General features: G+C 63.8%; 12 protein-coding genes. All 12 read right to left on the reverse strand.

Annotated elements, in window-relative coordinates:
- Nucleotides 1-121: 121 nt before the first annotated feature.
- Entirely contained in the window at nucleotides 122-937 is an 816-nt protein-coding gene (locus tag DMB86_RS05000) for an ExeA family protein (protein ID WP_113716818.1), read from the reverse strand.
- A complete protein-coding gene (locus DMB86_RS05005; RefSeq protein WP_113716819.1) occupies nucleotides 934-1,680 on the reverse strand; it encodes a Mu transposase C-terminal domain-containing protein in 747 nt (248 codons plus the stop codon). Before DMB86_RS05005 ends, DMB86_RS05000 begins: the two co-directional genes overlap by 4 nt.
- Before the next feature lie 126 nt (nucleotides 1,681-1,806).
- Nucleotides 1,807-2,796 carry a tyrosine-type recombinase/integrase gene (locus DMB86_RS05010; RefSeq protein ID WP_113716820.1) on the reverse strand — a complete coding sequence of 330 codons (990 nt, stop codon included), beginning with the start codon at nucleotides 2,794-2,796 and terminating at the stop codon, nucleotides 1,807-1,809.
- Nucleotides 2,793-3,713 (reverse strand): tyrosine-type recombinase/integrase, encoded by a 921-nt coding sequence (locus DMB86_RS05015; protein WP_113716821.1) that lies wholly within the window; start codon nucleotides 3,711-3,713, stop codon nucleotides 2,793-2,795. The genes DMB86_RS05010 and DMB86_RS05015 overlap by 4 nt, the downstream gene beginning before the upstream one ends.
- Complete coding sequence (locus tag DMB86_RS21590; protein WP_113716822.1) at nucleotides 3,713-4,564, reverse strand: tyrosine-type recombinase/integrase; 852 nt, start codon at nucleotides 4,562-4,564, stop codon at nucleotides 3,713-3,715. Before DMB86_RS21590 ends, DMB86_RS05015 begins: the two co-directional genes overlap by 1 nt.
- Before the next feature lie 9 nt (nucleotides 4,565-4,573).
- Nucleotides 4,574-5,365 (reverse strand): ATP-binding protein, encoded by a 792-nt coding sequence (locus tag DMB86_RS05025; protein WP_113716823.1) that lies wholly within the window; start codon nucleotides 5,363-5,365, stop codon nucleotides 4,574-4,576.
- Nucleotides 5,362-6,942 carry an IS21 family transposase gene (gene istA / locus DMB86_RS05030; protein WP_335645009.1) on the reverse strand — a complete coding sequence of 527 codons (1,581 nt, stop codon included), beginning with the start codon at nucleotides 6,940-6,942 and terminating at the stop codon, nucleotides 5,362-5,364. Before istA ends, DMB86_RS05025 begins: the two co-directional genes overlap by 4 nt.
- 232 nt (nucleotides 6,943-7,174) lie before the next feature.
- Nucleotides 7,175-7,693, reverse strand: coding sequence for a hypothetical protein (locus tag DMB86_RS05035; protein WP_113716824.1), 519 nt, complete (start codon nucleotides 7,691-7,693; stop codon nucleotides 7,175-7,177).
- Nucleotides 7,694-7,769: 76 nt separating this feature from the next.
- Nucleotides 7,770-8,582, reverse strand: a complete 813-nt coding sequence (locus DMB86_RS05040) for a DDE-type integrase/transposase/recombinase (protein WP_171814369.1) — start codon at nucleotides 8,580-8,582, stop codon at nucleotides 7,770-7,772.
- A gap of 147 nt (nucleotides 8,583-8,729) precedes the next feature.
- Complete coding sequence (locus tag DMB86_RS05045) at nucleotides 8,730-9,131, reverse strand: helix-turn-helix domain-containing protein (RefSeq protein WP_129545468.1); 402 nt, start codon at nucleotides 9,129-9,131, stop codon at nucleotides 8,730-8,732.
- A gap of 1,242 nt (nucleotides 9,132-10,373) precedes the next feature.
- The gene (locus DMB86_RS05050; protein WP_113716827.1) at nucleotides 10,374-11,741 is read right to left on the reverse strand and encodes a DUF4032 domain-containing protein; all 1,368 of its coding nucleotides are present in this window, start codon (nucleotides 11,739-11,741) and stop codon (nucleotides 10,374-10,376) included.
- A 131-nt stretch (nucleotides 11,742-11,872) separates the two neighbouring features.
- Nucleotides 11,873-12,973, reverse strand: coding sequence for an ABC transporter ATP-binding protein (locus tag DMB86_RS05055; RefSeq protein WP_113716828.1), 1,101 nt, complete (start codon nucleotides 12,971-12,973; stop codon nucleotides 11,873-11,875).
- Between the last annotated feature and the right edge of the window lie 75 nt (nucleotides 12,974-13,048).

The following is a 13,048-nucleotide window of genomic DNA, read 5'->3' on the forward strand; positions in this document are numbered from 1 at the left end:
TTTGACGATGGGGCCGCCACCGGGTTTGACGACGAAGCGGGTATGAAAACGCCCCGCCAGGATTTTCCGGGCGGGGCGTTCGTGGTCATGGTGGCGGCGTGATCGTCATGGCTGCCGGTGGTTATTCGCTGAATTCACTGACCGCTGATTGTGCTGCGGATTGGTCCACGATCGCACTTTTTGTTGAGCGGGTGGCCATGAGCGCGGCGAGGGCGAGATTGTTCACGGTGCGTGGGTAGCCGCGTGAGGCTTGGTGGATGACGGTGATGGCGTCCTCGGAAAATAGAGGATCGGATCGTCCGGCGAAGCCGAGGTGTCCCTTGATGTAGGCGCCGGTGTCTTCCTGGTTCATGCCGCCGATGGTGAACCTTGTGCCGATGCGTTGGTCCAGGGCTGCCATGACGGCCAGTTTCAACCGGCGCCGCAGGGTGGGTTGGCCGATGAGCAGCAACGCGAAGTGCGACTCCGTATCCATCGAGACGTTGCTGAGCATACGAAGCGACTCAAGGTCCTCGTTGGAAAGTAGATGTGCTTCGTCGATGACGATGACCGGCAGGCGGGAGCGTTCATCGAGTTCCCCGGCGAGCAGGGACGCGGCCTGGGCGGCCAAGGCACCGGAGAAGAACGAGGGCGTCGCCCCGAGCGCGGTAACGATGGTCGAGCGTATCCCTCGGATCCCGATGGTCGGGTCCGGGATGTAAATAATTTGATGCCGGGCCGGTTCCAGGTGGGCCAGGGCGGCGCGGGCCGCGAGGGTCTTTCCGGCCCCGACTTCCCCGGCGATCACGCCCATGCGGCGTTGCTCGATACACCAGCTGATGCGTGCGACTGCTTCACGGTGGCCGGGGTGCTGGTTCAGGGCTGCCGGCGGTATGTCACGGCCGAACGGCATGCGGGTAAAACCAAAATAGCTTTGCAGGGTATCGATTTGGCTCATCTGGACTCCTCCTTGGGCTGGATACGGATGTTGATGTTCTGTTCGTGGATGTCGGCGAAGCTGATCGGTGCGGCGGTCATTGATTCGCGGTGCCGGGTGGCGACCAGGTCCAGGTAGTTGATCCCGGTACTGATGTTGGTCGCAGTGTCGTTGTCCTTGACGGCGTTGGTGACTTTGGCATGCACGTGCCGACCAATATCGAGGGGCTTCGCTGTCCCTGCAGGGAGGCCTTGGTGGTTGTTGACCGTGATAACCCCGTCAAGGTCAAAGGGGTCATAGACCAGCTCGACTTTCGTGCCTGCCAGCAGCGGGTCGACTTCGTAAGTGTTGGAGTGCAGGGACACTGTCCCGGTCTTGGTCACCCGGCGGGTGTCTGACCAGAGAAAGGCTTGGCGGATTACTTCCAAGGGCTTGCTCACCGGGGTGCGGTGTTCCCAGGACGCTTCCCACCGGGCCAGGGGTGTCTGCCCGGTACTGGAATGCACGGTGTGGTGGTAGATCATGTTCACCCATGCGGTAAACAGGGTGTTCAGCTCTTGAAGGGAGCTGACTTCGGAGCCGGCCTCCGGGCTGGTGCCCGGCAGCATGGGCGTGTCGGTCACGGTGATTTCACCCAGAAACTGGCTCGTGACAGTGTTAAAAAACCGCTCGATCTTGCCTCTTCCCTGGGGCCGGTACGGGGCCGAGTGCACCAAACGGATCCCCAGCTTCGCGCAGGTCCTTGCCAAGGATTTGTCAGCCATGGCGGCCCCGTTGTCCAGGTTGTGCCGACGTCGGCACAATTTGGATTATGCCGATGTTCGCGTTATGCCGATCTTTCCGTATCGTCCCAGTTCAGCGGCTTAGGGACGAGGAAATTATCGGCATAATCATAGGGCCTCGAGGAAGGTGAGGATGGCATCGGGTGGGTGGTAGCGGCCGGGTTTGCTGTTCGGCGGGGTGACGGTGGCGATGGCCCGTTCCTTTTGGGTCATGTCGGCGTGGAGGTAGCTGTTGGTTGAGGAGACCTGTTCGTGGCCGAGCCAGAGCGCGATGACGGTGATGTCGACCCCGGCTTGGAGCAGCCGCATTGCCGCCGTATGGCGCAAGGCATGGGTGCTCACGTGCTTGGTCGCCAGGGACGGGCAGTCCTTGGCGGCGATGGCGAGGTAGTGTGCGATGCGGTGCTCGATGGCGTCTGGGCTGAGTCGGTGCCCGGTGCTGGTGGGGAACAGCGGGTCCGTCGGGGCCCAGCCGCGTTCTTCGAGCCAGGCGCGCAGGGTGGCCACGGTGGCGGGGACGAGCGGGGTGCGTCGTTCCTTGCGTCCCTTGCCGATGCAGTGGATGTTCGCCCCGGTGCCCAGGGTGGCGTCGGCGCAGGTCAGTGAGGTCAGTTCCGAGATTCTCAGCCCGGTCTGGATGTCGAGCAGGAACATGGCGTGGTCGCGCCGGCCGGTCCAGGTGTCTTGGTTGATGGCTGCCAGGAGAGCGTCGACTTCGGCATCGGTGAGGTAGGTGACCAGGTTCTTCTCGAATCGTTTGGGTGCGATGGCGAGCACCCTTTGGATCGTGGCGGCATGTTCTGGATGTCGCGGTGCCGCGTAAGCGAAGAACGAGTGGATCGCGGCCAGGCGGTTGTTGCGGGTCCGGACGCTGTTGTGCCGGACTGTTTCCAGGTGTGCCAGGAACGCGGCCACGAGCTCGGCGTCGAGATCGTCGAACTCGAGCTTGCTCGGCGGGGTGTGGCGTTGGTCGGAGGCGTAGCCGAGCAGGATCTTGAACGTGGTCCGGTAGGCATCGATCGTATGGGGGCTGGCGCCGCGTTGGCTGATGAGCTTGTCGGTGAAGAATGCTTGCAGGGTCGGGGCCAGGGCGGTCATGGCCGGGCCCCGTAGCGTTCATCCAGTCGTGCCGCGGCCAGCCCCATCAGCTCCGGCGCCGCGGAGAGGTACCAATAGGTGCCTTCCGGTGTCCTGTGGCCCAGATAGGTTGATAGGGCTGCCATGTTGGCCCCGATGTCCGTGCCGGCGCGGTGCCAGTCAATGATGGTTTGAACACTGAAGCTGTGCCGCAGGTCATGGATTCTGGGGTGGGACGTGGCGGTGCGCAGCCCGATCCGGGTGGTGACGTCCCTGAAGGTTGCTTCAACGCTGCTGGCCCGCAGGGCGGTTCCCGCCGGTGTGATGAAGAAAGCCGTCGCTTGCGGTGTGGGGCACAGCAGTTCCCGCAGTTTGGCATATTCGGTAAGGGCTGCGGTCGTGGTGGGGTGCAGGGGGATGAACCGGGTCAGGTTGAACTTCCCCTGCCTGACCGTCAGCACCCCGTCCGTGAGGTTGACGTCCCCAACGCTGAGCCCGAGGGCTTCCCCGTGCCGCATCCCCGTCACGGCGATCAGGCCCAGAAGGGTTTCGTAGGTCGCGGCCCGCAGTTCCGGGCGCAGGTCACGCATCCCGGCCAGCAACGCAACAATCTCCTCCTGCGACCACAGATAAGGGGTGATGCGTTGCTGGTGGGCACCAAACACGTCAAGCGGAGGGACCTCGGTGGCCGGGTCGATGGTTTGCAGGTAGCGGGCGAAGCCGCGGACCGAGCCGAGTCGGTGGGCCAAGGTGATGGGCTGAACGTCATGCGACTGCTTGGCCCAGGCAATGGCCAGCTCGTTCGTGAGCACCGTGGCACCGGATGCTTCGATGAACGCCACCAATTGTGGAAGGTGGTAGCCTTCCTGCCTGAGTTTGAAACCCAGATCCCGGCGGAGTTTCAGATAATCATTGACATGGTCAAGGAGCTCGCTCATCACCGCACACTCCTTGGCCAGGGCCGGGCCAAGGCCCGGAGCCCGTCAATGTCGACCCGGGCATAGAGGGCCGTGCTCGTCAGGCTCCGGTGACGGAGCACCTGGGCGATCTCGGGCAGCGGAACACCGAAATTGACCATCTCACACCCCAGGGTGTGCCGGAGCCGGTGGGCACCCACCGGCGGCACACCGGCCCGGCAACAGGCACGGCGCACGATGCAGGAGATCCCTCCGCGGCCCAAGCCCCCGACCGGTGCCAAGGATCGGAGGAAAACCTCCCGATGGGAGCATGGGCGTGGCCGTCCGCGTTGCAAGTAGGCGGCGATCGCCGCCCCCACCTCCGGCGGCAGCGGCAGCTGGTCAACGCGGTGGCCCTTGCCATGCACCGTGACCAGCCCGGCACGCCAATCAATGTCCTCCAGGACAAGCCCGGAGACTTCACTGGCCCTCAGCCCCAAACGCAGCAAGAGGAGCAGGACGGCATGGTCCCGGCGCCCTTCATTGCTTCGCCCGTCGCACGACTCCAACAACTTTGTCGCATCGGAAGTACTGATCCCTGATGCCAGGGGTGAGCGACGCCGGCCCGTGGCAGTGAGCACCGCCCCTGACAAATCCGTCGGGATCAGGCCTTCCAGGAAACAGAAGCGCAGGAATGAACGGACGGCAACCACGAAGAACTGGGTCGAACCAACCGAAACCAGGGCGGCCTCGGCTGTCAACTGCAACTTAGAACTGACCACTGGCGGCAGTTTGTTTTGACCAGTGGCGGCAGTCGGTTGACCATGGGCGGCAAGTACTTTTGACCAGTGGCCAGGCGCCGGGGGTGTGCTGGGGTTGCGGCGCCTGACCATGGTGCGCGGTTAGTTCATCGGGTGGGTTCCTTTCCCGTTTTGGGCTTGCATGAGGCGCACGGACTCACCGCTGGTTTGGCAGAGGTGCGCGTGGTGCATGAGCCGGTCCACGGTCGCGGTGGCGATGGTTTTTGGCATGAGCTCATCGAACCCGGAGGGGTGGATGTTGGAGCTGATCGCGAGGGAGCGTTTCTCGTAGGAGGCGTCCACGACGCGGTAGAAGCCTTCGGCGGCGTCGCCGGAGACAGGCAAAAGGCCAATATCGTCAATGCAAATCAGATCGACATTGGTGACGCGGGTGATGGCTTTGTTGACGCTGTCATCGATGCGGTGCCGGCGTACGAGCGCGCCGAGGTCCTCCAGGCTCAGCCAAGACACGGAGAGGCCTTCATCGATGGCCTGCTGGCCCAACGATTCCAGCAGCAGGGTCTTACCGGTGCCGGAGGGGCCGCAAGCGATCAGGTTCTCCCGCCGCCGCACCCATTCCAGAGTTCGCAGGAACGAGGTCGTCGCCACGGGCAGGGTGGAGAGGGATTCCTCCCACACATCGAAGGTTTTCCCGGTCGGGAACCCCGCACGTTTGCGCCGGGTGGTGAGCATGGACCGGTTCCGCCCGGTCGCTTCGGCCTCGAGCAGGACCCTGACGACCTCGGTGGGGTCCCAACGCTGGGCTTTCGCGGTGGCCAGGACGTCGGCGACAACGGCGCGGGCGTGGGGCATCCGGGTGGTGCGCATCAGCGCAATCACCTGTTCTACTGCCACGTCTGCCAGCGGCGCCGGAGCCAGGGTTGCGGCGCTCATTCTGCTGCTCCTTCAAGATCGGTGATATCGGCGGGAATGGTCTCCTCGCCGGGCGTGGTGGTCGGGTTGGTGGTGCCGAAGTTCGCCCAACCGCTGGTGCCTTGGGACAGCCATTGGCTTTGATCGGTCACGGCATGCCGGGTGTTGTTGATGGTGCTGGATGGTTCGCCGGTAGCGGTGTTGGTGATGATGGAAACCAGGTCCTCATGGGTGAAACGGTGGTGCACCGCGGCAGCTCCCAGGCCCTGGTCGACGACATCGTTGCCCATGACCTTGGCGAGCGTGGCAGCCCGTTCCATTTTGTGGCGGATCTTGTTCGTGCCGGCTGCCGCGGCCTCCTTGAGCCAGAGTGCTGCCCCGGCGCCCAGGGCCAGGAATTCCTCTTCGGCCCTGTTGCTGGGGCGGATGACCCGTTCCAGGGCGCCAGCAGAGGCTGGTGGGAAATGCGCGTCAATGACCGCTGGTACGCCGGGGCGGGTGAGCTTATGGCGAGCGACTTCCACCGGCCCGGCCTTGTCAACGTGCACGATGATGACGTGGGTGTCGGTACCACGCACCCACACCCGTTGCCCCATCAGGGTGTGCGGGACGGAATAGCGCGAATGCTCATACGTAACCATGGGCGTGTTCGGCGGGACCTGGCGGACCTGACCGAAACTCGCCGTGACCGGCACCGCCGGAACCGGGTGAAGCTTAGGCTGTTCCACCAACCGGAGCATGTCCTTGGGGATCTCCAGCGTGGCGCGGTGCACGGAGGAATTCACATCCTCCATAAACGCCTCACAGGCCTGCTCCAGCTCGGCGAAGGAGCCGTACTCCGGACGCAGGTTGGTGTCTTTGGGCACGAGGTCGGCTTTAGCGATCTTCACCGCGTTTTCCACCCCGCCCTTGGAGGCAGGGTCTGCCGGCATGCACGTGTGCACGGCGGTGGAGTAGTGCCGGGCGAACGCAACGATCTGCGGGTTGCGGACCGGAACGCCGGCGACATGCTCGACCGTGACTGTTTTCTCATTGTCGGTCAATACATACGTTGGTACACCATTAATCAGCCTGAATGACCTGTCAAGGGCCGCGAATACGCTCGGCATCGTCTTATCCCGCAAGGGAATGACGATACGGAAGCGTGAGTACGCCATCCACGCGACGAACAACACGGTCTTGGCGCCGTCAACGACAGGACCGTCTCCGTAGTCCCACTGGAGCCACAGCCCTGGGGCCACAGTCCAGGGCCGGTGAACCCTGGCGTTCTGGGCCCGGTACTTCGATTTCAACCCGGCCAGCACATAGCGGGTCGTGCGGATCGAACCGGCGTATCCCAGATCAACGAGCTTGTCGTGAACAACGTCGCCGCGGATCTTTCCGCGGGACTGCTCCACCAGCTGTGTCATCGCCGGCAGGTACGGGTCAGTGATCCTGCCACGCTTGCGGGCGATCGGCGCTTGCGCACCGGCAGCCCGTGCTTTCACATACGAACGGACAGTGTTGTGTGAGACACCGCAAACCACCGCGGCACCTCGATACGACTGGGTCATGTCATAAGCAGCTAAAATTTCCATGAACTCTCCTGGAGACTTCAAAATAAGCCCCTTCCTTCCCGCAAAGGGTGAAATTGAAACGATTGGCATCGTCATTTCACCCCGAAGGAAGGGGCTCTCCCCGTAAAGACACGGGGATGGACAAGGGAATCCCAGCACACCCAGCCACCGGACGGCGGCGAACTACTGGTCAAAACACTTGCAGCCACTGGTCAAAACCACTGCCGCGAACGGTCAATCAAAAATGCCGTCTATGGTCAGTTTAAAGTTGCAGCTAACACTCGGCACGAATCGCGTCCGTCACGTCCCGGGCGGCCAACCCGACCAGATCCCCTCCGGGCGCCTGCCGGGCCAGGAAACGACGGGCCCGCAACACATAAGCTGCCGCGGTGCATGCGGCCAGTCCCCGCTCAGTGAGCAGGAACGCCTCAAACGTTGCCAGCAGCGCGTCAACCGGTGAGCCAACTAACGGCTCCTCATGCTCAACCTCGATCACGCCCCGGTCAACGAGGATCCCGGTGATCGTGGCAAAAAGTCGGGGCGGATACGCAACAACATGTCCCGCGGAATGTCTGGCCGCAACAAAATCATGAATCCGCGCGGCCGTCACATCCGTGGCCCCGAACGCGTGTTCCTGGAGCCAACGGCTAAAATCGGAGAGCATCCTCAACTCATTGACAATACTCAGCGGCGTATAGCCTGCCTCCTTCAACGCAGCCCTGAACGCCGGCACGAACGGCGCCAGCGGCCCCCTCACCCGGACCTTGGCCACCTTGCTTGCAGGGACACCCATGACATCCTCCTTCACGCGATAACTGATACATGAAGGATGCGCCCACGCCGATATTATGCCGATATTTTCCTCGTCCCTAAGCCGCTGAACTGGGACGATACGGAAAGATCGGCATAACGCGAACATCGGCATAATCCAGGTAGGCGACCTCGGGGATTCCGTGGGTTTCCAGGGCCGGGCGCAACACCGCGGAGAGCCGGATGGCGTCCTCCGCATACGCCCAGCGGGCGGCAGTAACCATGCGGGAATGATCATCGAGGAACGCGAACAGATACGTTTTCCGGCCCCCAATCCGGGGCCCATGCAAAGCATCACCAACCCAGATCTCATTCGAGGCGTTCGTTTCAAAGCGGCCGGTGGCCACCGGCCGGGTGCCCGTGGAAATGTTCTTCGCCCTAAAGTGGCGCAGCAGCGTCGTCTCCGACGGTGCCTGCCCCAGGGTTTCGGTAATGATCCGCTTGACCTGGGCAGCGGTCCGATTCGGTTTCTCACGTTTCAACGACTCGGCCAGGGTCAACACGGTCGAATCGGTGAAGGGGGTACAGGCCCGTTCCTCGGGTTTCAGCCCGTCAAAGCCGCCCACGTGCCAGGCCTTGACCCACCGGTCCAGAGTCTCCCTGGAGAAACGGCGGGTCCCGCCGAACGGCCACGGATGATCCACCAGCGCCAACGCCCGCACCAACGGCCCGCGTTGGCGGGTACTCAACGACGGATCCGCCACGCCCCGAATCACCTGATAACGGAAGAGGGCAATATTATCGCGGTGTTCCTTGCGCATCAACGGCGTATTTGCCCGCGGGGCAGGGTTGGCACGCACCGGGGAAACCACCGGCCCCAACTCCGGCAGAACCGCCAGGACAGGGCCTTTGATGTTGATGTCGGCGTCCACGAGGGCCGGCGGAGGGGCAGGGTCAAGCTCATGGGGCAGGTGGGCTGAAGCGCTCATCATCGAAAAGGATCCTTCCGGTGGGGGAAAACAAGGGATCGTGCCACCACCGGGATGCGGAAATGGCACGTGAACCCCACCTTGGCCCACTTACCCTTGTCGTGGCAGGGCGAGCTGGTGTTGCACCCCATCGGGCCACCCAACCCTGCTGAAGAACCACGGCCCATGAGCAAACAAAGCAGCATACTGCCACGGCACCTTGACCACGGGCTGGGCAACGGCGCGGTGCTGGTGGGCCAGGACCTGGGCGTGGGCCATCAGCATTGCCCACGCATTGGTTTTCTGGGTCAGTGCCGGTGCCGGCCAGAACCCCAGGGCCTCGGCGGTTCCCCGATGCACCCGGACGGCGAAAGCCGCCGCGATGGCCGGGGCATTGGCCGTGAAGTCCCGCAGCCAATCCCGCACCGTGGATTCAGGACGATCAAGCTTCACAGCGATCTTCCGGAACCCCAACCCCGCCACGGCGCTCAGTTCCACAGCGTCAGCGATCACCTCCGCATGATCAGCCCGCCGGGCAGCCAGCACCGCCGGTAACAAGATATGGGTGACACCGCACTCACCGCACCGGGCCCTGCGAGGGAGGTACCGGCGGTTCACCACCGGTACCCCACACCGGATCACACGCTCCACCCCGAAACCCCAAGGCTTCAGCGATCCACGGCACACCGGACACCTCAGTTCACGGCCAAAGAGCTGAGAGTCGACAGCAGCAGAATCGTGGCTTACCGTAAGCAACAGCGCGACTCATTTCGCGTCAGAACGACCTGGTGCGGCTTCGAAACTGGCACCGGGTCGTTCGTCATTTAAGATCAGAAACAAAATTCCAGATCAAGGGTCCATCGTCAGCCTGACGCCGCCAACGAAGAACGTCAAGAGGCCGACAAGGAAAACCAACTCACCACACCACATCGTCAGGCAAAGCGACTACCCACGGTCATCCACTGCGACGCGTAACACCGGGGAAGTCCGGCGCACGGGGCCTGCATTCAGATGCGCCAGCAAAAGCTCGGAAAGGGCCACGGGCACGTGACATGTGTCGGCATGTGACGAAGCTTCGCATATTCGGGCATTGTTCAGTGCGGGGCAGTGGTTCGCACTGGACGTTGACGACCATTCCGGAAATTCCTCATGATCAAGAATTCACACGTGCTCGTGGCCACCGCGCGCCGGAAGGCGCTGGCTGTGGCCGCTGCCGGGGCCCTGACGGGCATGCTGGTATTCGCCGGTGCCTTGCTCCCGGCGGTGTCCGCGGAGGCCGCGTGGGTGCCGTGCCTGGACCCGTCTCGGAAACGCCTTGGCCGACGTTCGTCGACACGGAATCTGCAATCGGGACTGCTACCGCCGGCGTGTTTGGTGGCTTCGCGGACACGAATAATGCTCAGGCGCCGGGGAACGCGAATCTGACGCTGAGCAAAAGCCGTCCCACGGCCCGACCCTGATGACGTGGATGTTGATATTGCTCTGCCTGACGTTGGCAGCCGCCACTTCGGTGGGCCTCTACGCGATGAACAACAAGCAGGGCCGGCGAGCCGGCGCGCACAGTTAGATGCGCTAGCCGGGCCGGATTCGCGCGGCAGTCTGCCACCGGGGAGGAGCGTTGGGCCCACAGGTCCGAGGGACCCCGGTAAGGGCTCGCCCAGCGAGGCGATACCGGGGAGGAGCGTTGGGCCCACAGCTCCGAGGGACCCCGGTAAGGGCTCGCCCAGCGAGGCGTTACCGGGGAGGAGCTGGGGACTAATTGTCGTTGGTGATGTCCGGCAGGACCCCGGACTCAAGCATCTTGATCGTGGCGGTGTCCGTGCTGAGCATGATGGCATCCTCGTCACGGCGGTAGCGCAGAATGGTGTCCACGTAGGATTGCACGGCCTCCGCCAGCGGCACGTTTCGCTCCTCCTGCTGGGACATGTACCAGCGGTGTTCCAGGACTTCGTGGACCACCTCTGCCGGCTCCAGTTTCCCGCCGAGTTCGCGGGGGATGGCCCGGACAATCGGCTCAAAGATGGAGCTGACCCATTCGTGGGCGCTGATTTCCTCGTCCATGCCAGGCGCCACGTCGTTGCGGAACGAGTCCATGTCGTTGAGCAGGCGCCGGGCCTGGTTTTCCTGGGCGTCGATCCCCGTCAGGCGCAGCAGGCGGCGCTGGTGGTGGCCGGCGTCGACCACCTTGGGCTGAAGCTGGATGGTGGAGCCGTCCGGGGTGGTCTTGATGGCGTATTCCTCCACGTCAAAGCCGAGCTCGTTCAGGCGGCGGATGCGCGCGCCCACACGCCAGCGGTCCTCCAGCTCAAAGGACTCCTTCTCGGTGAGCTCGGCCCAGAGGCGGCGGTAGCTTTCCATGATCAGTTCGCTGGTGGCCACCGGGTCCACCTTCTCCTCGATGAGGCCGCCCTCGAGCAGGTCCATGAGTTCCCCGGCGATGTTGACGCGTGCGATTTCAAGATCGTATTCGCGCTGCCCCGTGGACAGATCGGGGTAGAGTTCGCCGGTTTCGGCGTCCACCAGATATGCGGCAAATGCGCCCGCGTCGCGGCGGAACAAGGTGTTGGAGAGGGAAACGTCCCCCCAGTAGAAGCCAACCAGGTGCAGCCGGACCAGCAGCAGGGCCTGCGCGTCGATCAGGCGGGTCAGGGTGTCGCGGCGCAGCTTCTGCGAGAACAAGGCGCGGTACGGCAGGGAGAACTTCAAGTGGCGGGTGACGAGGACGGGGTCCAGGGGGGCGCCGGCGGCGGTGGTGCGCCCGGTGATGACGGCCACCGGCTCCACGCAGGGCACATCCAGCCGCGCCAGCTTGCGCAGCATGTGGTATTCGTGCCGGGCAACGTGCTCCGAGGTTTCCTTGATGGCGATGACGGAGCCGTCCAGGTGGGCGAAGCGGACCACGTGCCGGGAGATGCCACGGGGCAACGCGGCGAGGTTGGCGGCGGGCCACTCCTCCAGAGTGATGTGCCAGGGCAGGTCCAGCAGGCCCGGATCGGCGGTGGCTGCCGTGATGTTCAGCGAGCCCATGACCTGCACGGGCGGCGCAGGCTGGCGCGGCAGTTTTCCGACCTCGTCAAAGTCTGTGGGTTCGTCGTTCCACTGGGCGCCGGCTGTTTCACTCATGGGCCAATTCTCTCTTAAAAGCAAAACGCGGTTGCCTGCCGGATGAATACCCGGCCGGCAACCGCGGCTGCGGGTCTCGACAGGCTCGACCACTGGGGACCGCAGGTGATCGAGCTTGTCGAGATCCAGTGTTAGTTGTTGACGACGCTTTGGTCGCCCAGGCGGGCGCCGGAGGTGGCGTCGAACAGGTGGACGTGGCCGACCTGCGGGCGGACGTGGACGGTGTCGCCCTTCAGCGGCGGACGGCGGCCGTCGACACGGACCACCATGTCGCGCTCGGCGCCGTCGATGGTGGTGTGGCCGTACACGTAGGCGTCGGCACCCAGCTCTTCAACGACGTCGGCCTCCACGGCCAGACCCTCGCCGGCGCCGACGATCTCCAGGTCTTCCGGACGGACACCCAGGGTGACGGTGTTGCCCGCGGCCGCGCCGAGGACATCGGAGGGGACCGGGTAGACGGACCCACCGAACTTCACGCCGCCGTCGACCACGGGCAGTTCGAGCAGGTTCATGGCGGGGGAGCCGATGAAGCCGGCAACAAACACGTTCTGCGGGCGGTCGTACAGGTTGCGCGGGGTGTCCACCTGCTGCAGCAGGCCGTCCTTCAGCACGGCGACCCTGTCGCCCATGGTCATGGCCTCGACCTGGTCGTGGGTGACGTAGACGGTGGTGACGCCCAGGCGGCGGGTGAGCGATGCAATCTGCGTGCGGGTCTGCACACGCAGCTTGGCGTCAAGGTTGGAGAGCGGCTCGTCCATGAGGAAGACCTGCGGGTTACGCACGATGGCGCGGCCCATGGCAACGCGCTGGCGCTGGCCGCCGGAGAGCGCCTTCGGCTTGCGGTCCAGGTACGCCTCGAGGTCCAGGAGCTTGGCTGCTTCCTTGACGCGCTTGGCCCGCTCTTCCTTCGACACGCCGGCGATCTTCAGGGCGAAGCCCATGTTGTCCGCCACCGACATGTGCGGGTACAGCGCGTAGTTCTGGAAGACCATGGCGATGTCGCGGTCCTTCGGCGGGACGTCAGTGACGTCGCGATCGCCAATGAGGATGCGGCCGGAGTTGACGTCCTCCAGGCCGGCGAGCATGCGCAGGGAGGTGGACTTTCCGCAGCCGGAGGGGCCGACGAGAACGAGGAACTCGCCGTCGGCGATGTCGATGTTGAGCTTGTCGACAGCGGGCGTGGTGGTGCCCGGGTACAAACGCGTAGCGTTGTCAAAAGTTACTGTAGCCACAGTATTAAATCCCTTCATCGGCAGGTACGTGCCGAACGATCCGTTGTGAATGGTTTTTGTATTCAGTTGTGCAGG

The sequence above is a fragment of the Arthrobacter dokdonellae genome, assembly GCF_003268655.1.
Taxonomy (GTDB): Bacteria; Actinomycetota; Actinomycetes; order Actinomycetales; family Micrococcaceae; genus Specibacter; species Specibacter dokdonellae.

Excerpts from the sequence above, each read along its gene's own strand:
- DMB86_RS05000 (WP_113716818.1), bottom strand. The coding sequence starts at position 937 with ATGAGCCAAATCGATACCCTGCAAAGCTATTTTGGTTTTACCCGCATG.
- DMB86_RS05005 (WP_113716819.1), bottom strand. The coding sequence starts at position 1,680 with ATGGCTGACAAATCCTTGGCAAGGACCTGCGCGAAGCTGGGGATCCGT.
- DMB86_RS05010 (WP_113716820.1), bottom strand. The coding sequence starts at position 2,796 with ATGACCGCCCTGGCCCCGACCCTGCAAGCATTCTTCACCGACAAGCTC.
- DMB86_RS05015 (WP_113716821.1), bottom strand. The coding sequence starts at position 3,713 with ATGAGCGAGCTCCTTGACCATGTCAATGATTATCTGAAACTCCGCCGG.
- DMB86_RS21590 (WP_113716822.1), bottom strand. The coding sequence starts at position 4,564 with ATGGTCAGGCGCCGCAACCCCAGCACACCCCCGGCGCCTGGCCACTGG.
- DMB86_RS05025 (WP_113716823.1), bottom strand. The coding sequence starts at position 5,365 with ATGAGCGCCGCAACCCTGGCTCCGGCGCCGCTGGCAGACGTGGCAGTA.
- DMB86_RS05035 (WP_113716824.1), bottom strand. The coding sequence starts at position 7,693 with ATGGGTGTCCCTGCAAGCAAGGTGGCCAAGGTCCGGGTGAGGGGGCCG.
- DMB86_RS05050 (WP_113716827.1), bottom strand. The coding sequence starts at position 11,741 with ATGAGTGAAACAGCCGGCGCCCAGTGGAACGACGAACCCACAGACTTT.